The organism is Pseudarthrobacter phenanthrenivorans, from assembly GCF_036455295.1.
Classification (GTDB): domain Bacteria; phylum Actinomycetota; class Actinomycetes; order Actinomycetales; family Micrococcaceae; genus Arthrobacter; species Arthrobacter phenanthrenivorans_C.
On record NZ_JAYXNX010000002.1, the window covers coordinates 42,547 to 67,149 of the forward strand.

The 24,603-nt window shown below is 65.1% G+C and carries 29 protein-coding genes and 1 pseudogene; 11 read left to right on the forward strand and 19 right to left on the reverse strand.

What is annotated here, in order from left to right; genetic code table 11:
* Position 1: 1 nt before the first annotated feature.
* The gene (locus tag VXJ37_RS02635) at positions 2 to 787 is read right to left on the reverse strand and encodes a sulfite exporter TauE/SafE family protein (protein ID WP_331321515.1); all 786 of its coding nucleotides are present in this window, start codon (positions 785 to 787) and stop codon (positions 2 to 4) included.
* A gap of 20 nt (positions 788 to 807) precedes the next feature.
* Positions 808 to 1,593, reverse strand: coding sequence for an ABC transporter ATP-binding protein (locus VXJ37_RS02640; RefSeq protein ID WP_331321516.1), 786 nt, complete (start codon positions 1,591 to 1,593; stop codon positions 808 to 810).
* A gap of 125 nt (positions 1,594 to 1,718) precedes the next feature.
* Between VXJ37_RS02640 and serB the strand changes: the two genes are divergently transcribed.
* The gene (gene serB / locus VXJ37_RS02645; protein ID WP_331321517.1) at positions 1,719 to 2,612 is read left to right on the forward strand and encodes a phosphoserine phosphatase SerB; all 894 of its coding nucleotides are present in this window, start codon (positions 1,719 to 1,721) and stop codon (positions 2,610 to 2,612) included.
* 76 nt (positions 2,613 to 2,688) lie between these two features.
* On the opposite strand, the gene VXJ37_RS02650 is transcribed toward serB, so the two are convergent.
* Together VXJ37_RS02650 and VXJ37_RS02655 are read right to left on the reverse strand one after the other, a co-directional pair.
* On the reverse strand, positions 2,689 to 3,453 hold the full coding sequence (locus VXJ37_RS02650) for an SDR family oxidoreductase (protein WP_331321518.1): 765 nt from the start codon (positions 3,451 to 3,453) through the stop codon (positions 2,689 to 2,691).
* A gap of 140 nt (positions 3,454 to 3,593) precedes the next feature.
* A complete protein-coding gene (locus tag VXJ37_RS02655) occupies positions 3,594 to 4,319 on the reverse strand; it encodes a beta-ketoacyl-ACP reductase (RefSeq protein WP_331321519.1) in 726 nt (241 codons plus the stop codon).
* A 153-nt stretch (positions 4,320 to 4,472) separates the two neighbouring features.
* Here VXJ37_RS02655 and VXJ37_RS02660 point away from each other — a divergent pair, with 153 nt between their 5' ends.
* Genes VXJ37_RS02660 through VXJ37_RS02675 form a run of 4 tightly spaced genes read left to right on the forward strand, consistent with a single transcriptional unit; the run spans position 4,473 to position 6,520 of the window.
* Entirely contained in the window at positions 4,473 to 4,904 is a 432-nt protein-coding gene (locus VXJ37_RS02660; RefSeq protein WP_331321520.1) for a DUF3099 domain-containing protein, read from the forward strand.
* On the forward strand, positions 4,901 to 5,164 hold the full coding sequence (locus VXJ37_RS02665) for a hypothetical protein (RefSeq protein ID WP_331321521.1): 264 nt from the start codon (positions 4,901 to 4,903) through the stop codon (positions 5,162 to 5,164). Before VXJ37_RS02660 ends, VXJ37_RS02665 begins: the two co-directional genes overlap by 4 nt.
* Positions 5,165 to 6,043: an SURF1 family cytochrome oxidase biogenesis protein gene (locus VXJ37_RS02670; RefSeq protein ID WP_331321522.1), complete on the forward strand. Its 879-nt coding sequence runs from the start codon at positions 5,165 to 5,167 to the stop codon at positions 6,041 to 6,043.
* Between the two features lie 3 nt (positions 6,044 to 6,046).
* Positions 6,047 to 6,520, forward strand: coding sequence for a YbaK/EbsC family protein (locus VXJ37_RS02675; RefSeq protein WP_331321523.1), 474 nt, complete (start codon positions 6,047 to 6,049; stop codon positions 6,518 to 6,520).
* Here VXJ37_RS02675 and abc-f read toward each other — a convergent pair.
* Positions 6,517 to 8,115: a ribosomal protection-like ABC-F family protein gene (abc-f, locus tag VXJ37_RS02680; RefSeq protein ID WP_331321524.1), complete on the reverse strand. Its 1,599-nt coding sequence runs from the start codon at positions 8,113 to 8,115 to the stop codon at positions 6,517 to 6,519. The genes VXJ37_RS02675 and abc-f overlap by 4 nt on opposite strands.
* Before the next feature lie 208 nt (positions 8,116 to 8,323).
* Here abc-f and VXJ37_RS02685 point away from each other — a divergent pair, with 208 nt between their 5' ends.
* Positions 8,324 to 9,388 carry a spore photoproduct lyase family protein gene (locus VXJ37_RS02685; protein WP_331321525.1) on the forward strand — a complete coding sequence of 355 codons (1,065 nt, stop codon included), beginning with the start codon at positions 8,324 to 8,326 and terminating at the stop codon, positions 9,386 to 9,388.
* 28 nt (positions 9,389 to 9,416) lie between these two features.
* On the opposite strand, the gene VXJ37_RS02690 is transcribed toward VXJ37_RS02685, so the two are convergent.
* The 7 genes from VXJ37_RS02690 to VXJ37_RS02720 all read right to left on the reverse strand — a co-directional run bounded on the left by VXJ37_RS02690 (position 9,417) and on the right by VXJ37_RS02720 (position 14,860).
* On the reverse strand, positions 9,417 to 10,430 hold the full coding sequence (locus VXJ37_RS02690; RefSeq protein WP_331321526.1) for a DUF808 domain-containing protein: 1,014 nt from the start codon (positions 10,428 to 10,430) through the stop codon (positions 9,417 to 9,419).
* A 90-nt stretch (positions 10,431 to 10,520) separates the two neighbouring features.
* Positions 10,521 to 10,958 (reverse strand): VOC family protein, encoded by a 438-nt coding sequence (locus VXJ37_RS02695; protein WP_331321527.1) that lies wholly within the window; start codon positions 10,956 to 10,958, stop codon positions 10,521 to 10,523.
* A 183-nt stretch (positions 10,959 to 11,141) separates the two neighbouring features.
* Positions 11,142 to 11,534 (reverse strand): nuclear transport factor 2 family protein, encoded by a 393-nt coding sequence (locus VXJ37_RS02700; RefSeq protein ID WP_331321528.1) that lies wholly within the window; start codon positions 11,532 to 11,534, stop codon positions 11,142 to 11,144.
* A 229-nt stretch (positions 11,535 to 11,763) separates the two neighbouring features.
* Positions 11,764 to 12,153: a hypothetical protein gene (locus VXJ37_RS02705; protein ID WP_331321529.1), complete on the reverse strand. Its 390-nt coding sequence runs from the start codon at positions 12,151 to 12,153 to the stop codon at positions 11,764 to 11,766.
* Positions 12,154 to 12,200: 47 nt separating this feature from the next.
* Positions 12,201 to 12,857, reverse strand: a complete 657-nt coding sequence (locus VXJ37_RS02710; RefSeq protein ID WP_331321530.1) for a hypothetical protein — start codon at positions 12,855 to 12,857, stop codon at positions 12,201 to 12,203.
* Between the two features lie 592 nt (positions 12,858 to 13,449).
* Entirely contained in the window at positions 13,450 to 14,151 is a 702-nt protein-coding gene (locus VXJ37_RS02715) for a hypothetical protein (RefSeq protein WP_331321531.1), read from the reverse strand.
* Positions 14,152 to 14,260: 109 nt separating this feature from the next.
* Positions 14,261 to 14,860 (reverse strand): hypothetical protein, encoded by a 600-nt coding sequence (locus tag VXJ37_RS02720; RefSeq protein WP_331321532.1) that lies wholly within the window; start codon positions 14,858 to 14,860, stop codon positions 14,261 to 14,263.
* A gap of 377 nt (positions 14,861 to 15,237) precedes the next feature.
* Between VXJ37_RS02720 and VXJ37_RS02725 the strand changes: the two genes are divergently transcribed.
* Positions 15,238 to 15,807: a suppressor of fused domain protein gene (locus VXJ37_RS02725; protein WP_331321533.1), complete on the forward strand. Its 570-nt coding sequence runs from the start codon at positions 15,238 to 15,240 to the stop codon at positions 15,805 to 15,807.
* A gap of 53 nt (positions 15,808 to 15,860) precedes the next feature.
* Here VXJ37_RS02725 and VXJ37_RS02730 read toward each other — a convergent pair.
* Together VXJ37_RS02730 and VXJ37_RS02735 are read right to left on the reverse strand one after the other, a co-directional pair.
* Positions 15,861 to 16,364, reverse strand: a pseudogene (locus tag VXJ37_RS02730) (GNAT family N-acetyltransferase).
* A gap of 86 nt (positions 16,365 to 16,450) precedes the next feature.
* The gene (locus tag VXJ37_RS02735) at positions 16,451 to 16,975 is read right to left on the reverse strand and encodes an AAA family ATPase (RefSeq protein WP_331321534.1); all 525 of its coding nucleotides are present in this window, start codon (positions 16,973 to 16,975) and stop codon (positions 16,451 to 16,453) included.
* 400 nt (positions 16,976 to 17,375) lie between these two features.
* Between VXJ37_RS02735 and VXJ37_RS02740 the strand changes: the two genes are divergently transcribed.
* Genes VXJ37_RS02740 through VXJ37_RS02750 form a run of 3 tightly spaced genes read left to right on the forward strand, consistent with a single transcriptional unit; the run spans position 17,376 to position 19,378 of the window.
* Positions 17,376 to 18,020 carry a biotin transporter BioY gene (locus VXJ37_RS02740; protein WP_331321535.1) on the forward strand — a complete coding sequence of 215 codons (645 nt, stop codon included), beginning with the start codon at positions 17,376 to 17,378 and terminating at the stop codon, positions 18,018 to 18,020.
* A 6-nt stretch (positions 18,021 to 18,026) separates the two neighbouring features.
* Positions 18,027 to 18,758 carry an energy-coupling factor ABC transporter ATP-binding protein gene (locus VXJ37_RS02745; RefSeq protein ID WP_331321536.1) on the forward strand — a complete coding sequence of 244 codons (732 nt, stop codon included), beginning with the start codon at positions 18,027 to 18,029 and terminating at the stop codon, positions 18,756 to 18,758.
* Entirely contained in the window at positions 18,755 to 19,378 is a 624-nt protein-coding gene (locus VXJ37_RS02750) for an energy-coupling factor transporter transmembrane component T family protein (RefSeq protein ID WP_331321537.1), read from the forward strand. Before VXJ37_RS02745 ends, VXJ37_RS02750 begins: the two co-directional genes overlap by 4 nt.
* Here the strand turns inward: VXJ37_RS02750 and VXJ37_RS02755 are convergent.
* Positions 19,375 to 20,559: a thiolase family protein gene (locus VXJ37_RS02755; RefSeq protein WP_331321538.1), complete on the reverse strand. Its 1,185-nt coding sequence runs from the start codon at positions 20,557 to 20,559 to the stop codon at positions 19,375 to 19,377. The two genes, VXJ37_RS02750 and VXJ37_RS02755, sit on opposite strands and share 4 nt — an antisense overlap.
* Positions 20,549 to 21,955: a class I adenylate-forming enzyme family protein gene (locus VXJ37_RS02760; RefSeq protein WP_331321539.1), complete on the reverse strand. Its 1,407-nt coding sequence runs from the start codon at positions 21,953 to 21,955 to the stop codon at positions 20,549 to 20,551. The genes VXJ37_RS02755 and VXJ37_RS02760 overlap by 11 nt, the downstream gene beginning before the upstream one ends.
* 58 nt (positions 21,956 to 22,013) lie before the next feature.
* Here VXJ37_RS02760 and ypfJ point away from each other — a divergent pair, with 58 nt between their 5' ends.
* Positions 22,014 to 22,895, forward strand: coding sequence for a KPN_02809 family neutral zinc metallopeptidase (gene ypfJ / locus VXJ37_RS02765; protein WP_331321540.1), 882 nt, complete (start codon positions 22,014 to 22,016; stop codon positions 22,893 to 22,895).
* A 157-nt stretch (positions 22,896 to 23,052) separates the two neighbouring features.
* On the opposite strand, the gene VXJ37_RS02770 is transcribed toward ypfJ, so the two are convergent.
* Genes VXJ37_RS02770 through VXJ37_RS02780 form a run of 3 tightly spaced genes read right to left on the reverse strand, consistent with a single transcriptional unit; the run spans position 23,053 to position 24,594 of the window.
* Entirely contained in the window at positions 23,053 to 23,385 is a 333-nt protein-coding gene (locus VXJ37_RS02770; protein ID WP_018761278.1) for a metal-sulfur cluster assembly factor, read from the reverse strand.
* Between the two features lie 15 nt (positions 23,386 to 23,400).
* Entirely contained in the window at positions 23,401 to 24,195 is a 795-nt protein-coding gene (sufC, locus tag VXJ37_RS02775) for a Fe-S cluster assembly ATPase SufC (protein ID WP_331321541.1), read from the reverse strand.
* 42 nt (positions 24,196 to 24,237) lie between these two features.
* The gene (locus VXJ37_RS02780; RefSeq protein ID WP_141941249.1) at positions 24,238 to 24,594 is read right to left on the reverse strand and encodes a non-heme iron oxygenase ferredoxin subunit; all 357 of its coding nucleotides are present in this window, start codon (positions 24,592 to 24,594) and stop codon (positions 24,238 to 24,240) included.
* Between the last annotated feature and the right edge of the window lie 9 nt (positions 24,595 to 24,603).

A 24,603-nucleotide genomic window follows, 5' to 3' on the forward strand; every position in this document is an offset into this window, starting at 1 on the left:
ATTATTGCAGCAGGTTGGCGATCATGACGCCGAGGGCCACGATGCCCAGGCTGAAGATCACCGCACGCAGGACGCGGGGCGACAACTTGCGGCCCACCTTGGCGCCCATCAGGCCGCCGATGGTGGAACTCACGGCGATCAGCAGCACCACCAGCCAGTTGACACGGTCGAAGGCGAACAGCAGGTAGGAGATGGCGGCGACCAAATTCACGCCGAGGACCAGGAAGTTCTTCATGGCATTGGCGTTCTGGATGGTGCCGGTGAGGAATACCCCCAGGATGCCCACCAGCAGGATGCCCTGCGCCGCGACGAAGTAGCCGCCGTACACCCCGGCCAGGTACACCAGGACCACCAGGAGGACACCGTGGCGCTTGTCCCGGACAGCGTGTTCGGGGTTGGCCTCGCGGTTGCGCACCCAGTCCTGCAGCCGCGGCTGGAACACGACCATCAACATGGCCAGGACCAGCAGGATGGGCGCCACATAGTGGAAGACCTTTTCCGGCAGGTGCAGCAGCAGCCACGCGCCGGTGATGCCGCCCAGGACGGACGCCGGCAGCAGGCGCATGACCTGCCGCCCCCGGCCGGCCAGCTCGCGGCGATACCCGAAGGCCCCGGCGCCCGTGCCGAAGACCAGGCCCATGGCGTTGCTCATGGAGGCTGTAACGGGGGCGACGCCCAGGGCGATGAGGACCGGGAAGGTGACCAGGGTCCCTGAACCCACCACCGCGTTGATGGTGCCGGCCCACAGGCCGGCGATGAACACAATGATGCTGCTGAAGAATTCCACGGCGCTGGTGCGGGCGCGGTCTAGCGGCGCGCTGTGGCGGTATAGCGTCCCGCGTTCTCGGTCACCGCGAGCGGCAGTCCGAACGTGGTGCTCAGGTGTTCCTCGGTGAGTACTTCCGTGATGGGGCCGGCTGCCACTACGCCGCCGTCGCGCAGCAGCATGGCGTGCGTGAAGCCCGGCGGGACTTCCTCGAGGTGGTGCGTGACCAGGACCATGGCCGGGGCCGCCTCGTCGCGGGCCAGCTCGCCCAGCTTGTGGACCAGTTCTTCACGGCCGCCCAGGTCCAGGCCGGCACCGGGCTCGTCCAGCAGCAGCAGTTCCGGGTCCGTCATGAGCGCGCGGGCAATCTGGACGCGCTTGCGCTCGCCTTCGGACAGCGTGGCGAAGGTCCTGTTCAGCAGCGGACCCATGCCCCAGTCGTTCAGGAGGCGGAAGGCGCGCCGTTCGTCGTCGCGCTCGTACCCCTCCCGCCAGCGGCCGGTGACACCGTAGGCAGCCGTGACCACAACGTTGAGGACGTTCTCGTGTTCGGGAATCTGGGTGGCAAGGGCCGCCGAGGAAAGACCGATCCGCGGCCGAAGTTCGAAGACGTCAACGCGCCCAAGGACCTCATCGAGGATGCCTGCGGTGCCGCTGCTCGGGTGCAGCCGGGCCGCCGCGATCTGGAGGAGGGTGGTCTTGCCTGCGCCGTTGGGGCCAAGGATGACCCACCGTTCACCCTCATTGACCTGCCAGTCAACGTTGTCCAGCAGGGTCTTTTTGCCTCGGACCACGCTGACGGAGTCCAGTTCCAGAACATCACTCATAGGAGTAGACACTAGGACAAAACAGAAGATGACTGATAACCGGTGTGAAGGCACCCTAATGGCATCGCGACCGGGGCCCGCAATCGATTAAGGCCAGCCCTCCCCTGCTGACTAAGATTGCAGGCATGACTTCGAACGTGACTGCGGTCAGCTATGGCCTGAATGTAACCCCCGCCGGCCTGGAGCAGCTGCGTTCCGTCCTTTCCTCTCACGGCGCCGAGGTGCTGTCCGAATCCGAGGCGGGAGACGACCGTTACCAGGTCCGCGTCCTGGAGCTGGCCCTTCCGGACGCAACCGCTGCCGGGCTTGCCTCCCTCCGCCGGTCCGTGGCAGACGCGGCAGTCGGCGGTTTTGATACCGCACTGGTGCCTGCAGGCCTTCGCTCCGCCGTGCGGAAGCTGCTGATCATGGACGTGGACTCCACCCTGATCCAGCAGGAGGTCATCGAACTCCTGGCCGCGTATGCCGGAAAGCGGGAGGAAGTCGCGGCCGTGACGGAAGCGGCCATGCGCGGTGAACTGGACTTCGCCCAGTCCCTCCACGCCCGGGTGGCGGTGCTCGCGGGGCTGCCTTCCGACGTCGTCCATTCCGTCCGCAAGGAAGTGAAGCTCAGCGAAGGCGCCGGACAGCTGGTGGCCGCCTTCAAGGCCGCCGGCCACGCCGTGGCCGTCGTGTCAGGCGGCTTCAACCAGATCCTCGAACCGATCGCCGCGGAGCTGGGCCTGGATTACTGGCAGGCCAATGAACTCGAAATCGTGGACGGCGCGCTGACCGGCAAGGTCCTGGGCGCCGTCGTGGACAGGGCCGCCAAGGAAAAGTACATGCGCGAGTGGGCAGCCGCCGAGGGGATCGCCCTCGAACACACCGTGGCTGTAGGCGACGGCGCCAACGACCTGGACATGCTGGGTGCTGCAGGCATCGGGGTGGCCTTCAACGCCAAGCCGGCCGTCCGTGCCGTGGCCGACGCCGCCCTGAACATGCCGTACCTGGACGCCGTCCGCCACGTCGCCGGGGTCTGACCCCCGCAACGCCTCAAAACAAGCTGGCCCCCTCCACCGGATTTCCCGGCGGAGGGGGCCAGTTGCCCGCTGCTGCTTAGTTGGAGGCTTCCTGGCCGCCCTTGCCGAAGTAGTCGGCACCGCCGGCGTACTCGGTGTGGCCGGATTCGACGTCGGCCGTGGCCATGCCCGCCACAACCTGGGCGAACTCTTCCACAGAGTAGAGCTTTCCTGCCTCGGCGCGGCGCGCCTCGATGGCACCCGGGGTGGAGCGGTCCAGCAGAGTGGCGGTGACCGTGCCCTCGATCATGTCGCCGGAGACGACCACCAGGGAGATGCCCTTGTCGGCAAGATGGGGGATGAGTTCACGCAGGGCGTCCTCGCCGGCGCGCTTGCTGCGGGCCACCGGCTCGTAGGCCGGCATGGTGGGGACGCTGTTGATGAAGTGGGCCTGGTGGCTGGTCACGAAGACCACGCGCGAGCCTTCCTTCATCAGGGGCACGGCAGCGTTGAGCATGTTCACCTGGGCGTCGCGGTTGAGCTTGAGGGCGTAGTCCTCCCCCATCCCGGTCTCCATGCCGCCGGAGGCGTTGAGGACCAGCAGGTCCAGGGACCCGAAGTTCTCCATGGCGGCGCTGGCGAGGGCCTGGACGCCTTCCTGGGTGGTCAGGTCTGCGCCGACGGCAACGGCACGGCCGCCGGCAGCTTCGATCCCCTGCACCACCTTGTTGGCGCGGGGCGCCTTTTGGCGGTAGTTGACTACGACGGCGGCACCCTCCGAGGCCAGGATCCTGGCTACGTCAGCACCAATGCCCCGCGATGATCCGGTGACGATCGCCGTCTTGTTGTCCAGCAGTCCCATGCAAGCTTCCTTTGTTCGAAACATCTAAAACGTTGTGGTCTGCAATCCATCATGCCAGCGGCCGGCGCGGGTACCCCTTGTCCGACTTCGACAAATAAGCACCGCCTGGCTAGTTTCCTGCAGGGTCGGATCCTGGTGGGTCAGTGGCCCATGCCCAGGCCGCCGTCCACCGGAATGACGGCACCGGAGATGTAGGCGGCTTCGTCGCTGGCGATCCAGCGGACGACGCTGGCCACCTCGGCGGCCTCGGCAAAACGGCCGGCGGGGATGCTGGCCAGGTAGTCCTTCTGGGTGGCTTCGGGGAGTTCGGCGGTCATGTCCGTGTTGATGAAGCCGGGAGCCACCACGTTCGCCGTGATGCCGCGGGAACCAAGTTCGCGGGTGAGTGACCGGGCGATGCCCACCAGGCCGGCCTTGGAGGCTGAGTAGTTGATTTGGCCCGGTGCGCCGTACAGGCCCGAGACCGAGGAGATGAGTACCACGCGGCCTTTGCGGAGACGGATCATGCCCTTGGACGCCCGCTTGATGACGCGGAAGGCACCCGTGAGGTTGGTGTCGATGACGGAGGTGAAATCGTCCTCGCTCATGCGCAGGAGCAGGGTGTCCTTGGTGATGCCGGCGTTCGCCACCAGCACTTCCACGGGGCCGTGGGCTGCTTCCACTTCCTTGAACGCTGCGTCCACCGATGCTTCGTCGGTGACGTCAGCCTTGACGCCGAGGATGCCTTCCGGCAGCTGGCTCTCGCTGCGGTAGGTCACGGCCACTTTGTCACCGTTGGCCAGGAACGCCTGGGCAATAGCAAGGCCGATGCCGCGGTTGCCGCCGGTCACCAGGACACTGCGGGGTGCGGAAGCTGTTTCAGTCATGGAGGGGCTCCGGAATTCTGCGGCGGACTGCGCCGCGATAGCGGGGTGTGGTGTGGGCTGCCTCCGATCTTAGCGGCAGCCCCGCGGCGCGTTTGGGCAGCACTGCCGATGGTGCGAGAATTAAGGGAAGCCTTTGGAGCGTGATCATTCACCGTGACCCTTGAAAACCATGCGGGACGTTCCGTGCCTGGAGAACCGGGCCGGTTCTCCGGCGACACCGAAGTCCACAGCATCACGGACGCCGCGGGCGCGCATTCGGAGGATATGCGGCAGCGGATGATCAAGTATGCCCTGGCCATGGGTATCCGCATGGTGTGCCTGATCCTGATTTTCGTGGTGGATGGGTGGTTCAAGATCATTCCGGTGGTGGGCGCTGTCTTCCTGCCGTGGTTCGCCGTGGTAATTGCCAACGGCAGCGACAAGGCGGAGACGCCCAGTGACCTGCTGCTGGATTCGGCACCGCTTGCGGAGATTGAAAGCCCGCCTCCCCCGGCGGCAGATGAAGAGGCAGGAAGCGCAGTGCTGCAGGGCGAACTGGTGAATGAGGACGAGGCGAAGCCCGGAGAGGAGCGGCCGGCATCATGAGTATTTTTGACTTCGCGGCAGGAACAGACACCGCAGCTGAAGCCGGGGCCGTCTGCTCACGGAAGGCGTGCAGGGCAGCAGCTTCCTGGCAGCTGCTCTGGAACAACCCGAAAATCCACACGCCCGAGCGGCGCAAGACCTGGCTGGCCTGCGCCGACCACCGCGAGTGGCTGGAGGACTACCTGCAGACCCGGGGGCTTTGGAAGGAAACGCGGCCCCTGGCGGCCGGGGATGGCGAACGCCTGGAGCAGGACATCTGAATGTACCGTTTCCTTTTTTCCAGCAAGTGGCTGGGCTACCTCCTGCTGGCCGCAATTTTCGCCACTGCCTGCGTCTTCCTTGGCAGGTGGCAAATGGACCGGCGCGCCGAAACGCTCGCCGAGATCAACCGCGTGGTCACCAACTACTCGGCGACGCCCATCCCTTTCGCGCAGGCACGCGACCAGTTCAACCGGATGGATCCGGCCAGGGAGTGGACCCAGGTTGAGCTGAAGGGAACTTACGATCCTGCCGGCAGCCGGATCGTGCGCAACCGGCCGCTGAACGGACAACCCGGGTATGAGGTGGTGGTCCCCTTCCGTCTGGACACGGGGGAAACGGTGGTCATTGACCGCGGCTGGCTGCCCATCGGCAACAAGAACCCCGGCAGCCCCGACTCCGTGCCGGCGCCCCCATCCGGTGAGGTCACCGCCGTCGTGCGTCTTAAGCCGGGTGAGCCGCAGCTCCAGCGCGGAGCCCCGGAAGGCCAGCTTGCCTCCATTGACCTCCCTGCCTACGCCGCGCAGCTGGGCTATCCGCTGCTCACGGGCGCCTACGGCCAGCTCGCCTCCGAAACGCCTCCCGCCGCCGACATGCCCGTCGCCTTCCCCAAGCCGTCCACGGACGAGGGGACGCACCTGTCCTACTCACTCCAGTGGTTCGCCTTCGGCGTGCTGATGTTTGTTGGTTTCGGCTACGCTGCCCGGCAACAGGCACGCAATGCCGCCATTGACGCCGAGGACCAGGAAGAGGAGTTGCAGGACGGCGCCATCCACTCAGCAGTCCCGGCCGCCCGGCGTCGGCCGCCTGCCCCGCGCAAGCGCAAAAGGGCGACGGCTGAGGAAGAGGAAGACGCCCTCCTGGACGCGCAGGGGTACTGAGGGATGGAGTACGACGCCGGCCCGGTCGCCCGGGTGCGTTCTGCCCTGGTGGCGGCAGGCATCGGCGACACTGTGAAGACTTTTCCGGCCGGTGTCCCCACAGCGGCGGCAGCTGCGCAGGCGCTGGAATGCGATCTCGCGGCCATCACCAACAGCCTCATCTTCGACCTTAGCGGCGAGCCCCTGCTGATTCTTGCCAGCGGCGCCGCCCGGGTGGACACGGCACTGGTGGCGGCACGGCTCGGCACCGGCAGGATCCGCCGTGCCAGCCCCGCCTTCGTTTTGGAACACACCGGCCAGGAGGTGGGCGGCGTTGCACCCGTAGGGCATCCCAGGAGAATCAGGACGCTGCTGGACGAGTCCCTGCAGCCCCACGGGATCCTGTGGGCAGGAGCAGGTGACCACAACTCGATGTTCAGCATCACGTACCGGGACCTGCTCAGGATCACCGGGGCGTTGGAACTGCAGGTGCGCTAAGCCAGCGTGATCAGGTCCAGGTAGTCCTCGTTCCAGAGGTCTTCCACGCCGTCGGGAAGCATGACCACGCGCTCGGGGTTCAGGGCCTCAACCGCGCCTTCGTCGTGGCTGACCAGGACCACGGCCCCCGTGTAGTTGCGCAGGGCGCCCAGGATTTCCGCGCGGCTGGCGGGGTCCAGGTTGTTGGTGGGCTCGTCGAGGAGCAGCACGTTGGCGCTAGAGGCGACGATGGTGGCCAAAGCCAGGCGCGTCTTCTCACCGCCGGAGAGCACGCCGGCGGGCTTGTCCACGTCGTCGCCGGAGAACAGGAAGGAGCCCAGGATGCCGCGGACCTCGGCGTCCTTCATGTCGGGCGCTGCGGAGCGCATGTTCTCCAGCACGGTGCGGTTGTGGTCCAGGGTTTCGTGTTCCTGGGCGTAGTAGCCAACCTTGAGGCCGTGGCCGGGGATGACCTCGCCGGTATCAGGGGCGTCCACGCCGGCGAGCATGCGCAGCAGCGTGGTCTTGCCGGCGCCGTTAAGTCCCAGGATGACCACCTTGGAGCCGCGGTCAATGGCCAGGTCCACGTCCGTAAAGATCTCCAGCGAGCCGTAGGACTTGCTGAGCCCGTCCGCGGTGAGCGGTGTCTTGCCGCAGGGCGCAGGGTCCGGGAACCGCAGCGCTGCCACCCGGTCCTGCTCCCGGACTGCTTCCAGGCCGCTGAGCAGGCGCTCGGCACGCTTGGCCATGTTCTGCGCCGCCACGGCCTTGGTGGCCTTCGCCCGCATCTTGTTGGCCTGGTCCATGAGGACCTGGGCCTTCTTTTCGGCGTTGGCGCGTTCGCGCTTGCGGGCGCGCTCGTCGGTTTCCCGCTGCTGGAGGTAGCGCTTCCAGTCCATGTTGTAGAAGTCGATCTGGGCGCGGTTGGCGTCCAGCAGGAACACCTTGTTGACGGTGGCTTCCAGCAGGTCGGTGTCGTGGCTGATGACGATCAGCCCGCCCTGGTGGTTCTTCAGGAAGTCACGCAGCCAGGCGATGGAATCGGCGTCGAGGTGGTTGGTGGGCTCGTCGAGGAGCATCGTCTCGGCATCGGAATACAGGATGCGTGCCAGCTCCACACGGCGGCGCTGGCCGCCTGACAGCGTTTTGAGCGGCTGGTTCAGCAGGCGGTCCGGGAGGGCCAGGTTGGAGCAGATGGAGGCAGCCTCGGCCTCTGCCGCGTACCCGCCGGCTGCGAGGAATTCGGATTCGAGCCTGTCGTACCGGCCCATGGCCTTGCGCTGGACTTCCGCGTCCTCGCTGGCCATTTCATCGTGCGCCTTGCGGAGTTTGCCCACGACGACGTCCAGGCCGCGGGCGGACAGGATGCGGTCACGTGCGAGCTGCTCCATGTCCGGAGTACGCGGGTCCTGGGGCAGGTAGCCGATTTCCCCGCTGCGGGTCACCTTGCCGGCGGCGGGAAGGCCTTCGCCTGCCAGGACGCGGGTCAGCGTGGTTTTACCCGCTCCGTTCCGGCCCACCAGGCCGATCTTGTCCCCTTTGTCGATGCGGAAGCTCACCTGGTCCATCAGGAGCCGGGCACCGGCGCGCAGTTCAAGATCCTGGACAGTAATCACAACAGGTAAGGCCTTTCACAACAGGGAACGCCACAGTCCGCGCACGGTGTGCGAAGGGACGCTGGGGCAGAGTGGCCGTGAGAACGGCACAGTCCAGTCTACCGTCCGGCAGGCTGCCCATCTTTCAACGGCACCCCTGGATGATTTCGGCGGATGCCGTGGGCTTAACTGGGCGCTGCGGCGCCATGTGTTCAAGGACAATGAGGGCATGGAATTCGATCGGCTGCTCCAGATCCGGCGCATCTACGCCCAGCCTGCCGCGCTGGAGCTGCCCCGCGGACGGGAGATCGTGGCACGCTGGCCGGACGCCGACGTCGTGCCGGTGGAAAACCACTGGAACATCCCTGACCTGCACGGGGACGAAACCAACGTGCCGCGCTGGTCCCGCATCAAAACTGAGGCGCTGGTCCTCGGAGTCAAGAAATCGCTGACCGTCAAGCCAAACGGCAGGTCCGCGGACTTCATCGCGCCGTCCACGGCCAACGGATGCGCCATGGCCTGCGCCTATTGCTACGTTCCCCGGCACAAGGGCTACAGCAACCCGGTCACGGTGTTCGCCAACATCGACCAGATCGCCGGGGCGGTGGAGCGGCACGCCACCCGGCAGGGGATTAAGCTCGAACCCAACCAGTGCGACCCCGAACTCTGGGTCTATGACATCGGCGAAAACAGCGACTGCTCGTTGGACGCCCTGGTCAGCGACAACGTTGAGGAACTTGTCACGCTGTTCCGGGAACTGCCCAACGCGAAGCTGTCCTTCGCCACCAAGTTCATCAATCCAGCGATGCTGGAGTGGAACCACGGTGGCCACACCAGGATCCGCTTCTCGCTCATGCCCGCGGACCTCGCGAAGACAGTGGACGTGCGGACCTCCCCCGTGGCGGAGCGGATGGACGCGATCAATGACTTCGTGGAGGCCGGTTACGAGGTCCACGTGAACTTCTCCCCCGTCATCATCACCGACACCTGGCTCACGGACTGGGAGGAACTTCTGCGCCAGCTCGACGCGGCCCTGACACCGGCCGCCAAGGAACAGCTTGCGGCCGAGGTTATCTTTCTTACCCACAATGAGCAGCTTCACGAAGTCAACCTGGGATGGCACCCCCAGGCCGAGAACGTCCTGTGGCGCCCCGACCTTCAGGAGTCGAAGACCTCGTCCAACGGCTTCAACAATGTCCGCTACCGGTCACGGGCCAAGGCGGCCTATGTACGGCAGCTGACCGCCCTGATCCAGGACGTCGCGCCGTACTGCCGCATCCGCTACGCCTTCTGAGAGGCGCAACGGATGCGGCCGGTTGCTGTCAGCTGTCGGTCTTTGCGGGCCGGGGCCCGCCGTTCCCTGCCGGAGTGGCTGCCTCCTTGGGGGCGCCTTTCGGCTTGCCGAAGGGCAGCACCTTCAGCAGCGGACCCACGATGGCCAGGACGACGAGTCCCCAGGCGAGCCCGATAACTGCCGAGCACAGGGTGTCGACCAGCCAGGCCAGGAAGCCGCCCACCACCGCAACGCCGGCCACCGGGTGCTCAAGGGCATGGATCAGGTCATAGGGTGCGTGCCAGCCAAGGTCGTGAACCCCCTGCACCATGATGTGGCCGCCCACCCACAGCATGGCGATGGTCCCCACGAACGTAATCGCAGCGAGCACGGCCGGCATTCCCCTGACCAGCAGATGACCGAAACGCTTGGCGCGGGGAGAGTCCTTGGCGGCCAGGTGGACGCCGATGTCGTCCGTCTTGACGATGAGTGCGACGGCGCCGTACACGAGCACAGTGATGGCGAAGGCCACCAGGACCAGGATCAAGGCGCGGACCCAGATGGACTCTGTAGCCACCTCGTTCATCGATATGACCATGATCTCGCAGGACAGGATGAAGTCCGTGGTGATGGCGCCCTTGACTACCTTGGCTTCCGCGTCGTGCCCGCGTTCCACGGCCGGCGCTTCCTCAGGCTCATGGTGGCCGCCGCGGAGTTTGTGCCAGACCTTCTCTGCGCCCTCGTAGCAGAGGTACGTGCCCCCGAGCATGAGGATGAACGGGATGATCCAGGGGACGAAGGCGCTGATGAGCAGAAGGGCCGGAAGGATGATGAGGAGCTTGTTCCGGATGGAGCCCCAGAAGATCTTCTTGATCATCGGCAGTTCGCGGGACGGGTCCGAGCCGGATACGTACTGCGGGGTGACGGCGGCGTCGTCGATCACGACGCCTGCGGCCTTGGCCCCTGCCTTGGCGGCTCCGGCCGCGACGTCGTCCACCGAGGCGGCGGCGATGCGGGCGAGGGCTGCTACGTCATCCAGGAGGGCGACGAGGCCGCCGCTCATTTTTGGCCTCCGCGCTGGGTGGGAGCGGGGCGCTGGGTATGGCTGGGTGGGTGCGAGAGTGGCATCTTCGGAGTATATGGCAGGACGGTATCAGCCTCTGGTCAGCTCTTGGGCGAGCATCACGATGATGCCGCTCGGGCCGCGGAGGTATGTGAGTTTATAGACATCCCCGTAGGTTGCCACGCCCCGAAGCGGGTGGCAGCCGTGCCGTGCCGCGATCTCCAGTGCCTGGTCGATGTTGTCCACTGAGAAGGCAACACGGTGCATGCCGATCTCGTTGGGACGGGTGGGCTCTGTCGGGATTGCCTCAGGGTGGATGTACTCGAAGAGTTCAAGGCGGCCGTTGCCGTCCGGGGTCTGGAGCAAGGCAATTTTGGCGTGGTTGCCGTCGAGGCCGACGGCGGTGTCGGCCCAGCCTCCGCTGACGGTCTCCCTGCCCAGGACGGTAAGCCCCAGATCGGTGAAGAAGGCGATCGTCGCTTCCAGGTCGCTGACGGCAATGCCTACGTTCTCGAGTTTGATCGGCATGTCCCACACGCTATCAAGAGCGGGGCCCCGACCACTTCGGATGAAGAGGAATTAAGGGTAGCCGACCATTCCACGATCCTGAAGCGCCCGGCCGCCTTCGGTTGCAGCGACAGGAAAGATACTTACGTTATGGCTCGCAAGACGTGGGGCGACCATGGGCGGGGCCCCTTCTACTGCCGGGCGTCACGACCAGAACTCGGATGATTTTGCCGTGTCCTCTGCCATCTCCAGCGCTTCGACAACCTTTCCGCCCGAGACGGTAAATGCGATGACCGTGTGCTGGTCAAGGGACTTGCCGTCGCGCTGTGCCTGATTGGACTGCAGGCCGATGACGTACCTTTCACCCACAGCTACGTCCTCCAGGGTCAGCTTGAGAGTTCCCTGCGATCGCGACATGAGCTCGCCGAAGTAGCCGAGGATTGCGTCCCTGCCCTTCTTGTCTCCGGACAGGGCGCCGGTTCCGCCCGTATGCCAGACCGCGTCCTCCGTGAACAGATCCTTCAGGGTGTCCATATCTGCCGCGATGAACGCCTCGTAGCCGCGCCGTATCAGTGCGGCATCTTCCTGTGCTCCCATGTCGGACCCTCCGTCCGTCTTGTCGGGTTCTTGCGGGGCCAGAATAGGACCAGGCGGTGGCGCAGTCGAGGGGCGCCGGCCCCCTGCATTCCCCCTACTTATCGGGCTGCGGCCCGTTAGGGGTGGGTGTTTCGGCCCAGGTTCAGTCGTCGTCGCTCTGGTTCCGGCGGAAGCAGCGCAGCAATCCCGCGGGAGGGGATGGAGGGCCATGCCCATGCAGCCACGACCATCAGTCCGACGGTGGCGCCCCGCCAGCAAGAGTCCAAGGTGAGGACCACGAGCCGTCAGTGGTCGGAATCCCGAAAGCCGCCGCAACGGTGACGATGCCCACGAGCACCTCCACTGCGATCTGCAGCGGCCTGACTCGATACTCAGAGTAGACGAGGCGGACCAGGGGAATAACCGGGAGCAGGAACAGTCCCAGGCTGGGGAACGGGTAAATCCCGTTGAAAGTGAAGATCGCGACGCGAAGAACGAGAAGGCCCAGGAATTTGAGAACCGCGACCACCCTGAGTGGGTTCTCCGGCGACCACTGGCTCAGCAGCAGCCCCCATGCCGGCAGGCCAAGCAGCCACCCGCCTGCCCAAGAACCCAGGTTCAGCACCGCCAAGAGGAACAACAGGGATCCGGGTAGCAGGAACGCCCCGGCCTGGTCAGCGCGGCGCGTCAGCTTGGCCGGGCTTGCTCGCCAGTTGTCGCCAAGAAACGGCCCGCACGTCGAAAGTCACGGGCTAGGAACCCAAGGCCCAGGACCAATACTGCCGCGCCGATGGTCATGAACCACCCGAACGGGCCATCTCCACGTCTAGCGAAATTTACGGCTTGAGGAATGAAGAAGAGCGGGATCATCGGTTGCAACAGTAGCTGGGTGGCAACCTTCTTGCGGAGTTGTACCGCAGCGGCCCTGACGACCGGAAGGTGCTCCGTATCTATTGATGCTTTTCCCGCGATCTGCTGGCGGATGCGCTTTCGTTCGTCGCTCTCCAATGAGAGCAGTACGTCGATCCTTCCGAACTGCACAGCCGGTACAACCTTCTTCGTGTTGTAGACCAGTCCGCCAATCAAGGCAGTGCATGCGGCAAGTGAAATCCCAAGTGCCAGGAGGATAGGTCCTTTGTCTGCAGTATCGGGAAAAATCAGGGCTCCAATTGCTGCCCCCACAGCCACTGAGAGGGCCAGTCCAAGCGGGAGGTAGCGGATGTAATACGTCTTTATGGCCTCACCGAGACCGTTGTCCTGGACGCCTTCGGCTCGCCGCATGGCCACTGTCCAGCGCTCGTTGGACTCGCTGTAAGCCCAGTAAGGCCACGGGTTGTCACCCAAGCGGCACCTGAACTGGTTTGAACCGCCAGGGGCCGCCACATTCGGGGCCGTAAGGGTGCTCGCCCGTCGTCTCTGTTTCTACCGATAGCACGCGTGCAATACGGAGGCCTGAACTGTCCACAGCGTCCACGAAGACAGAGGTGACACTGACGGGCGGCACGAGGTAAGGCCCTGCTTGGGGCACCAGCCACCTGCCGTCCGGGTTCCTCACTACTGCGGCCGGGGTGCAGCTCTCCCCGAAGCAGGCCGAAACCAACGCTGGATCATGTGTAAACACCAACTCCAGGTCGCCTTGGTAGGAGTACCCAACCGCGGGGCAGACAACGCTTACGCCACCCCGTACCAACACACCCAGGGCCACGGCAACCGCCAGAACACCAATCGCAATCAGAAGTAGCCCCCGGAGCTTCATTCCGCGAGCTTAACCCTGAAGCTCGGATTCTGGACAGCCCCAAAGTCGCTGACGCAAGCTGCCGCGTCTCGCAAACTCCGAGCCGTGGCTCCTTGCGTTCCACTCGGTTCGCATTGCCGCAGCGTACATTGGGGGATCCTTTACCGGGCGCGGATGAGATCCGATAGGGATGGGCAGTGGTTAGACGATGGCTCCGTTGTTGAGCTGTAGGCGCTTGGAGCGGCGCGGGAGCCCGCGGGCCCAAAATGCGATCATGAGTCCAGCTGTCGCGGCCCCTCCCGCGTAAATCCAGGACGACGACCAAGATCCCTCTGGGGTGGGAATTGCAAAGGCAAGCACCACCACCGCGAGCCCCAGCAGAACCTCCATGCCGGCCTGGAACGGCCGGGCGCGGTACTCGGGGTAGACCAGCCGAACCAAGGGGATGATAGGCAGTACGAATAATCCAGGGCTGAAGACCACGAAGATCACGTTGAACGCGAAGATGAGCAGGCCGAGCACCAGCAGGCCCAAGAGCTTCAGGACCTGCAGCACGGGGAGTGGGTTCGCCGGTGTCCATCGGCTCAGCAGCAGCCCCCAGGCCGGCAGTCCAAGCAGCCAGCCGCCGGCCCAGAGGCCGATGTTCAACAACGCCAGGACCACGAGCAGGGCACCAGGCAGCAGGAATGCCGCGGCCTGTCGCAGCGACGGAAGCCTCCTGGTCGGGACGAAGATGCACGCACCGATCAGGAGATATGCGTCCACATACCAGGGCAGTAGCTGCATCACGGGCACCTGGGACAGTCCAAACACCAGCAGCGTCAGCGAAGCGATCATCACGCACACCCCGGCGAACGCCCATGGCCGGCGAGCAAGGCCTGGTACAGCATCCCCCGATGTCATGAATCGCACTTTACTGGCTTGAACGCGTCCCGGAAGCCTTGCCATACATGACAACTGTGCTGCAGTGAGGCAGCGCCCGGTAAAGGATCCCTTACCGGACAGCGCCTTGCTATTGCTCCAGGGAGGGGATTCCAAGGTGGGCGCAGATTTCGGGTCCTCCGGGGATGACGGCAACGCTGTTGTCGACGACGCACGCGGTCAGCTGTGGGACGTACTGGCCGATGAGTTTGTTCGTCCCGGCGGCCCCGCCCAATGGATTGCCGTACTTATCACTCGGCCTGCCGTTGGCGCTTGACTTGCCGGGGTCGGCCGTGGGAGTGGTTCGGACGAAACCGGCGGGAATGAGATCGTCAGTGATCCCCTGGGGGTTCATCGATCCCATGTCCCATAGCCCGCCACACTGGTTAATGGGGTCAGTGATCTGTTGCATTCCTGCGTTCGGGTCACCAGGGTTCGGGTTATTCTTCGCGTCGAATCCTGCCATCATGATCCCCGTGCTGAGGTATGGCGGCATGATCACTTTAGGGTCCGCTTTGACGGGGTAGGTGGTGGTGAGGTCGGCGCGGTAATAGCAGCGGATGTCGCGCTTGTCGTTGACGGGGGCAATGGCCGGAGAACTGGAGGTTACACCCGCCGCTGACTCGGCTTCAAGGGAAGCGCTGGAGGTAGTGGGGGCCGGCGTCGGCGCTGAATAAGAACATGCTGCCAACAGCAGTGCCGATGCCGCCAAAAGGGCGCCGGTCCCTATCATCCGAGCTTGCAGATTTCCCTTACGCATGAAAGTCCCCACACAATCCTCTAAGTTGTCCCCGCTGCAGATCCAGAACATCGATACGCGCCTGCTCTGTCAAGACTAAACCAGCACTTCACCACAGCCCTTCGGACCACCGCCGAGGTAAAGAGGATGACGTTGGCTGTACCGCCGGGCCGCGTACTCGTCCGGCGTCCAGACCCTGCCCGTAAGCCGATCGTCTACCGGGCGTTGCTTTCCTGAACGCGAAGGTTTCGCTCAGGTGGTCTTTCCGTGAATGCAGCTCGGTCTCAGGCCCTAGGCTAGTGCTGACCAGGTATGACAGGGGGTAAGGCTTGGGCAGCGTAAAAGCAGTGGATGCTCACTATGAGATTCATTTCGGCGGCGAGCCGGAGTACTGGAAATTTAATGAGCATCCAGAAATGGTCGGTGTGCTTGAATGGCCCAAAGGAGCATCACTTAAGCCATTTCACCTCTACGCGACGCTTGGCCTTCATGGCTTAGTTCACGGTCCGCTGAACCAGAACCATGGGTTCGAGCTCTACACATGCGTGGCGGCAGGAACAGATGACGTTAGGTTGTCATTTGGCCTGATGGCTAACTATGTAATCGCCGAGCAAATCGTCCTGGAGGCCGGCCATATGGTTACACCGGCAGTGGAGCGTATCCTCGACGGCCGCGACTTTAGATCATGGCTGATGCTCGAAAGAGTTGATGATTTCATCCCGCCCCTTCTGCTCGACAGCGGGCACCATGTGGTCTTCCTGGACGCCACGCCGGTCTTCCCTGAAGAAGCTCGGACCGTGAAGGAACACGGCTTGGACGCATTGTTTGAGGTCTGGGACCAGGATCCACCCAGACTCACCGACCTGAACCGCGAACTCCCCCGCCCGCTGCGTGCCTAGTGCAGAATCCGGCGCCCGTTGAACGATCCTCCAGCGGGCGGCCTCGGACGTATCTACAGCTGCATACTCAGGACTGCTCGGACGGGGATATTTCCGCCTAAGTCATCAGCAATGCGGTGCATTCCGATTTTCTCAGCCACCCGCTCTGAAGCTCGGTTATCCGGATGGATGATGGCTATCAGTTCCTTGGCTGCGAGATCTTCTCCGGCGTAGTCGCGACGGGCGGCGGCTGCTTCTGTCGCATACCCTTGGCCGTGCAGGTCGGAGCGCACGTGGTATCCGACCTCAAGCTTCTGTGCGTCGTTCACCTGCTGCCAGGTTAGGCCGCAGTCGCCTATGAACTCTCCGTCGTGCGTTTCGACAATCCATAGGCCCTACCCGTGCTCCGCGTAGTTCTCGCAATTCCAGTGAATCCACCTTGCTGCTTCGTCCCTAGACTTGGGTGCTGGGTAGAAGCGCATCACCTCAGGATCTCCGAGTAAGGCGGTCATGTTATCGAGGTCCGCATCCGCCATCTCATGGAACTGCAATCGATCGGTCGGGTGTGGGGTTGCCATGCAATGACGCTATTTCCAATGGCCTGCTAAGCCCCGCAAGCGGCCGATCCTGCACCGGACACAAGAATCTGGGAAGTTCCGCGCATTCAGAAACCAAGCACCGAATTCGCGATCTGCCGAGCTGCTTGTTCCGGTGTTATATGTGCGGTGTCGATGACTTCGGCTTCGTCGTGCAGCCAGCTTTGGGCTGCCTCAGCGTAGAGCTCCAAGTACGCGAAACGGAACGTCGAGGGACCCAGAATCCGGTCGTTCTGTATTCGGTGGCGGAGGGTCTCCTGGTCGGCATGGAGCACGAAATGCCGGATCGGTATGCCGTACCTAGCGAGACCATCGCTGATCTCCCTCCAATAACTCTCGACTAAGACAGTCATGGGCATCACCAGTGTGGCTCCGGTGTAGTCGAGAACGCGCCGGGCGGTTTCGATAACGAGCGGCCGCCACGGCTCCCAATGCTGGAAGTTGTCCGTCGCAGGAAGCCCTGGCTTGATGTCCATAAGCACCTCACCAACTTTCTCGGCGTCGAGCACGCGCGCCCCAGGCAGCAATTGCTGCACGAGCACGGCGGTCGTTGTCTTTCCTGCTCCGTGGGTGCCATTGAGCCAAACGATCATGGGCCGAACTATAGCGACAAGAAGTGTCTATCTCGGGTGCCCGTAAGACGGTCCTCCAGCGGCCGCCATTTTGCTCTGTGGAGCGCTGATCAAAGTCCTCACGATTTCGGGCTGCCCCAGCTTCCCGTATGACCCGCCCGCAAAACTGCCCGGTGAAGGTCCCCTAAACGCTACACAGGTAATTGGCTCAAGCCGTCAGATGGAGTTGGGTTCCGGCTGCTCCGCCCACGTCCCACCTTCGTCCGGCATGCAGAATGAGGCGTGTGGGCGCGGCCGTTGTGCCCACCCGGAAACACCCACGGCCGGGCTTAGTGGGACTCCTACAAAATGGCCCCCGTTCCACCCCGGTAGCGTCGGCTGTACATTAGATTCCGCTTGTACAACCCCGACAGGACCACCGATGAGCAACACCGAAACCACCCCCAAGACGAGCAAACGGACAGAGCGCCGCCGCTGGAACGGCACGGACCTGGGGCTGATCGCCGTTTTTGCCGCCCTCGTGGCCGCTGCAGCCCTGGTGCCGGGACTCGCCCTCAACGGCTTCGGCGTCCCCATCACCTTCCAGACCCTGGCCGTGATGCTCACCGGGCTTGTGCTGGGCCCCGCCCGCGGACTCGCCGCCGTCGGGCTCTACACGCTCCTGGGCCTCGCGGGCCTGCCCATCTTCAGCCAGGGCCGCAGCGGCCTGGGCATCCTCGCCGGTCCCTCCGCCGGCTACATCATTGCCTTCCCCATTGCCGCAGGCGTGGTGGGGTGGCTGGCCACCCTGGTCATCCGGCGCACCACTAAGGCACGCGCCCTATGGTTCTTCCTGTCCGCAACTGCCACGAGCGTCGTCATCGTGCACACGCTGGGCATCCTCGGCATCGTCGTCAACTCCAAGGCCACCCTGGAGCAGGCCTTCGTCAGCGACCTGGTCTTCTACCCCGGGGACATCGTCAAGAACGTCCTCGCCGCCGCCATCGCCGTAGCCCTCCACCGGGCCTTCCCCGACGTCCTGGTCCGCCGCGTAAGGCGCCGCGGGCTGCCGGCCGAAAGCGCGTAGGCCGCCATGCCTGCCGTGGCCTTTGACCAGGTGAGCGTCGCCGTCGAGACGGAGGACTCCCTCCAGCCCAAGGTCCTCCTTGACGCCGTCAGCCTGAGGCTGGACGAAGCACGGGTGGGCGTCATCGGCGCCAACGGATCCGGCAAATCCACGCTGCTGCGCCTGGTCAACGGGCTCATCCAGCCCACCAGCGGCACTGTGACGGTCGACGGCGACGATACAGTCCGCGCCGTCAGGAAAGTCCGGCGGAACGTAGGGTTCGTGTTCACCGATCCGCTGTCCCAGCTGGTGATGCCCACCGGGCGGGAAGACGTGGAGCTGTCCCTGCGCCGCTCCGTCCGCAACGGCACCGAACGGCGCAGCAAAGCCGAATCTGCCCTCAAACGCCTTGGCCTGCTGCACCTGGCGGACCAAAGCATCTACGAACTGTCGGGCGGTGAACGCCAGCTGATGGCGCTCGCCGCCGTCCTCGCCGTGGAACCCAAGGTGCTTGTCCTGGACGAGCCCTCCACTCTCCTGGACCTGCGCAACCGTGAACTGCTTCGCCGTACCCTGGCAGACCTGGACCAGCAAATCATCATGTCCACCCACGACCTCGGTCTGGCGCTGGACATGGACCGGGTCCTGGTGATCCAGGAGGGCCGGGTGGCGTTCGACGGCGCGCCCACCGAAGCGGTGGCAGCCTACCGCCAATGGTGCATGCAGGCCCTGGATCCGGCAGGACGGGACTCACCGTGAGGGGCCACGGGTTCCTCCTTGCCAACTACGTGCCGGGCAACTCGCTCCTGCACCGGGCGCCTCTTGCGCTGAAGTTCCTCCTGGTCCTTGCCTGCGGACTGCTGTCCTTCATCGTTGTCGATTGGCGTATCTCCGCAGCGGTACTCGCGGCCCTTGGCGGGCTCTTCCTGCTCAGCGGCGCCGGACCCAAGCGGTTGTGGGGCGCCGTAAGGCCGCTGGCCCCCGTCCTGCTGGTCATCGGACTGTTTCAATGGTGGCAGCTGGGCGGCCCCACGGCAGCGCGGATCGTGCTGAACATTCTGGTCTGCGTCGTGGCCGCGTCCCTGCTCACCGCAACCACCCCCATCCAGCAGCTCCTCGACGGCGTAGTCCAGCTGGCCCGTCCCTTCCAGCGCTTTGGCGCCGATCCTGAGCGCTTCGCCCTGACCATCGGCATCATGCTCCGCAGCATTCCCTTCATCGCGGGCACCTTCGCCGACGTCCGCGATTCCGCGAAGGCCAGGGGCCTGGAACGCAATCCACGGGCGCTGGTCCTGCCGGTGTTCATCACCTCGGTTGCCTACGCCCGCCAAACAGGTGAGGCGCTTGCCGCCCGGGGCCTGGGCGAGGCGGAGGACTAGGGCCGGAGGCCGCGGTACTGCAGCAGCGCGGCCGTCCCCATGCCACCGGCCATGCTGATCATGGCCAGCCCCAGGGCACCGGGCGTCCCCATCCTCCGCGCTTGGGCCAGCAGCCGTGTGACCAGGACGGCTCCCGACGCACCGTACGCGTGCCCCAAAGCCAGCGCGCCGCCGTCGAGGTTCGCCCGCTCCGGGTCGATGCCCAGCTGGTCCAGGCACGCCAGTGTCTGGGACGCGAACGCCTCGTTGAATTCCACCAGGTCCAGCTCGTCCGGTTCCACGCCTGCCGCCGCCAGCACCTCAGTTGCAGCCGGGACGGCGCCGATTCCCAGCAGCTGGGGAGCCACGCCGGCGGTGGCAGTACCGAGCACCAGCATCGCGTCGGCCATCCCCAGTTCCCGCGCACGCGCCAGCGAGGTGATGACGACGGCGGACGCGGCATCCGCGTCAAAGCAGGAGTTTCCAGCGGTGACAGTTCCCCCTGGAACGAAGGCGGCAGGGAACCGCGCCATGACGGCAGGGGTGAGCCCCCGACGCGGGCCACCATCGGACGTTACTGTCCCCGCAGGTGTCTCCAGCGGCACGAGTTCACCGGCAAAATGGCCCTCCCGGGTGGCCGCAATGGCCTTCCGGTGGCTGGCCAGCGCGAAATCATCCTGCCGCTCCCTGCCCACGCCGTATTCCGCTGCGACCGTTTCCGCCGCCACACCCATGTCCGGGTCGCCAAAGCTGTGCGGCACAAACTGGGCGCGGCGGTAGAACTCGGGGCCGCCGTCGTCCTTCCTGTGCGCTCTCAGGGGCGCGGTGCTTGTGCTCTCCACTCCCCCCGCCAGGTACAACGGGCTGCCCCCGGCCGCCACCAGCCGGGACGCAAGGGCGATCGTGTCCAGGCCCGAACCGCACTGGCGGTCGACCGTGATCCCGGGGACGCTGACCGGGAGTCCGGCTTCCAGCAGGGCCAGCCTGGCAACGTTTCCGCCGCCACCAACGGCATTGCCGATCACCACGTCGGCAACAGAGGCCGGGTCAAGGGCAACGTCGGCAACGAGCGCGGCCAGGACCGGGGCCAGGAGCTCGTGGGCGCGCAGGGAACGCAGTGCACCGTTGACCGGGCATACAGGGGTGCGGCGGGCGGCGATGATGACCGGCTGGCGGTCGGGCGGCAGGAAGTCAGCCGGCAAGGGAACGCACTCTCGGGTCCCGGGCGTCGATCCACTCGAGGAGTAGGTTGCGGCTGACCTTTCCGCGGTCGGTGATGGGAAGCTCGGCCAGCAGGTAATACTGAAGCGGGCGCTTGTGCCGGGACAGGATGTCCTCAAGGCCGGCCCGCAGCTGAGTCGCGGTAAGGCCGCCATGGGACGGAAGAACCCCGGCCACCACGCGCTGCCCTCGCAAATCGTCCGGCATACCGGCGGCGACGGCGGCAGCAACTCCGGGGACTGCCGCCACGGCGAGTTCCACCTCGTGCGGGTAGACGTTCCGGCCGGCGGTGAGGATCATGTCGGCACGCCGTCCGAGGATGTGCAGTTCGCCATCCGCCAGGTAGCCCTGGTCCCCCACCGTGTACCAGTCGCCGAAGGACCGCAGTGCTTCGCCGTCGTCGCCCCACAAATACCCGTTGCTCACCATGCCGCTGCGGACACAGATGTTCCCGTACCCGCCATCGGGGACCGGGGCGCCGTCGTCCTCCAGGATCCGGACCTCGACGCCGGGGAAGGGCCGTCCGATTCCGCTGCCGCCGGCGGTGGCCGGCTGCCCGGGGGCCAGCCCCAGGCCGGAAACGAAGCTCAGTTCGGAAGCGCCGTAGTACTCGTAGATAGTGGCGTTGGGCGCCCAGCGCCGGGCTGCTTCCAGCGTGCGGGCATCAAGCTTGGACCCCGCACAGATGATGGTGCGGATGTTCGAGGCATCGACGCATCCTGTCATCCCGCGTTCGCTGAGCATCCGCAGCATGGTGGGTACCAGGACCAGCCGGGTCACACGGTCGTGGGTGATCGCGGCGTGGACATCCCCGACGTCGAAGGTCTCCAGCGTCTGGAACTCAGACCCGGCGTAGAGGCACTCGGCAAGCGCATAAAGGTTGAGGCTAGCCGCGAGCGGGCCCGGAGCCAGCGTGACGTCGTCCTGGCGGAGGCCGAAGAATTCGATCGAGGCGTCAAAGGACTCCTGCCAGGACCGGCGGGAGCGGGTGAAGGCCTTCGGCACCGATGTGGTTCCGGAGGTCAGGCCGATCAGGAAGCCGGCATCCTGGGGTCCATCGGCCAGTTCATCATCCGGGGATACCGGGGCCGGAGCGGCGCAGGCCTCCACCCGCCGGGCAATGTCCTCCTGCAGGGAAGCCGGCCATTCGGGATCCAGGACCGCGCACTGGCGGCTGCCGGCGACGGCGGCGGCGAACTTCACCGCGAAGTCCACGGAGTTGGCTTCGCAGAGCGTGGTCACCGATTTGCTCCCGGCCACCAATCCGGCTGCGGCATCGCGCAGCCCGGCCCAGTCAAGGCGCCTCCCGGCTATCAGCACCGCAGTATCGTGCGGGCGTTGCCCGGCCCACCGCTGGATCTTGTCGAGGAAAGGCACGCACCAACTTTACCGGGCCGCCCGGATTGAGCCTGCGGCCCGCGGGTAATGTGACGTTATGAGTTTCAACGACAATGTGCAGCTTGATCCCTCCCAGGTCCAGGACCGCCGGGGCATGGGCACGGGGGTAAAAGTCGGCGGCGGAATCGGCGGCGGCCTGGTGCTGCTCATTGCGCTCCTCCTCGGCATCAACCCCAACATGCTCGGCGGCCTCACCGGTGGCGGCACGGCGGGCCAGTCCCAGGGCACGGCGCCGGCCTGCAGCACCGGCGCGGACGCCGACACCCGGCTCGACTGCCGGATTACCGGCACCGTCAACAGCCTCAATGCGTTCTGGCCCGGCTACCTCAAGAAGTACAACGTGCAGTACCCGCAGCCGAAGGCAGTCATCTTCAGCGGCGGCACCAACACGGCGTGCGGGGCCGCCACCTCCGAGGTGGGCCCCTTCTACTGCCCCACAGACACCACCGCCTACTTTGATCCCGGGTTCTTCCAGGAGCTGGTGGACCGGTTCGGCTCGTCAGGCGGACCGCTGGCCCAGGAATACGTGGTGGCACACGAGTTCGGCCACCACGTCCAGAATCTGCTGGGCGACCTGAAGCGGGCGCAGCAGGATCCGCAAGGGCCCGAATCCGGTTCCGTCCGCACGGAGCTCCAGGCCGACTGCTACGCCGGCCTGTGGGCCAAGTACGCCTCCACCACCCCCGACCCCAAGACCGGGCAGCCGTACCTGGAACCCCTCACTCCGCAGGACGTCAACGACGCACTGTCCGCTGCTGCCTCCGTGGGTGATGACCGCATCCAGAAAGCCGCCACCGGACGGGTCTCCCCCGAAGGCTGGACGCACGGCTCAAGCGAGGAGCGCCAGCGCTGGTTCTCCCGCGGCTACCAGTCCGGGGACATCAACCAGTGCGACACGTTCAGCGCCGCAACCCTCTAACCCCATCCTTTAACACCATCGATTGCTGCGTACTTGTCGTTAAGGACGTCCATAACGACAAGTACGCAGCAATCGGTGGTGATAACGACGACGGCGGCCCACCTTTCCTGCGAAAGGTGGCCCGCCGTCGTCGTAGTCCTTAGGGAGGCGGTGGGGATCAGATGTTGAAGCCGAGGGCCCGCATCTGGTCCTTGCCGTCATCGGTGATCCGCTCGGGACCCCATGGCGGCATCCATACCCAGTTGAGGCGCCAGTCGTCAACGACGCCGTCCAGGGCCTGGCCGACCTGCTCCTCGAGCACGTCGGTGAGCGGGCAGGCGGCGGTGGTGAGCGTCATGTCGATCAGGAGCGCGCCGTCGTCGTCGGAGTACTTCAGGCCGTACAGGAGGCCCAGGTCCACAACGTTGACGCCAAGCTCAGGGTCGATGACGTCCTTGAGCGCCTCTTCGACGTCCTCCAGGGCCGTGCGGCCCGGCTTGATTTCGGTCATGACAGATAGTCCTTACTAGGCCTGTGCCGCGGCAGGGGCCGCGATGGTGGCTGCGCCGGCGCCCTTGGCGTAACGGTCGTAGCCTTCGTCCTCGAGGCGGTCGGCCAGCTCCGGGCCGCCTTCCTCCACAACCTGGCCGTCCACGAACACGTGCACGAAGTCAGGCTTGATGTAGCGCAGGATGCGGGTGTAGTGGGTGATGAGCAGCGTGCCCATGTTGCCCTCCGCGTGTGCGCGGTTGACGCCCTCGGAGACGATCTTCAGCGCGTCAACGTCCAGACCGGAGTCGGTCTCGTCCAAAACGGCGAACTTGGGCTTGAAGAGTTCCAGCTGCAGGATCTCCACGCGCTTCTTCTCACCGCCGGAGAAGCCTTCATTGACGTTGCGCTGGGCAAAGTCGGCGTCGATGCGCAGCTTCTCCATGGCATCCTTGACGTCCTTGGTCCACGTACGCAGCTTGGGTGCTTCGCCGTCGATGGCGGTCTTGGCAGTGCGCAGGAAGTTGGTCATGGTGACGCCCGGAACCTCCACGGGGTACTGCATGGCCAGGAAGACGCCTGCGCGGGCGCGCTCGTCAACGCTCATGGCCAGCACGTCCTCGCCGTCCAGCGTGATGGTGCCGCTGGTCACGGTGTAGCGCGGGTGGCCCGCGATGGTGGAGGCCAGGGTGGACTTGCCGGAGCCGTTGGGCCCCATGATGGCGTGCGTCTCGCCGGTCCTGATGGTCAGGCTGACGCCCTTCAGGATCTCCTTGGTGCCCTGTTCCGTCTCAATGCTGACGTGCAGGTCCTTGATCTCAAGAGTTGACATGCTCTTCTTTCTTTTCGCTCGTAAGTCTGGTGCTGCGGGCGCTCAGTAATTGTTTACTGCTGCGCCGTTCAATACGTTGGTGACGTCCACGTAGACGTCGTCCCCGTCGAGTTCGACGGCGAACACCGGGACAGGATCGTAGGCGGGCAGCTGCAGCGGCTGGCCGCTGCGCAGATCGAACTGGGAGCCGTGGCCCCAGCACTCGATGGCGCAGCCTTCCACGTCGCCCTCGGACAGGGAGATGTCCGCGTGCGAGCAGGTGTCGCCGATGGCGTGGATATCCCCCATCGAGTCCCGCACCACGGCTACGGGGTAGCCGTCAATGAGGATCCGCAGCGCCTGCTTGACCTGGATGTCGTTGGCGCTGCAAACCAGCTCGCCCTTGGGTGTGCCGCTCATACATTCCTG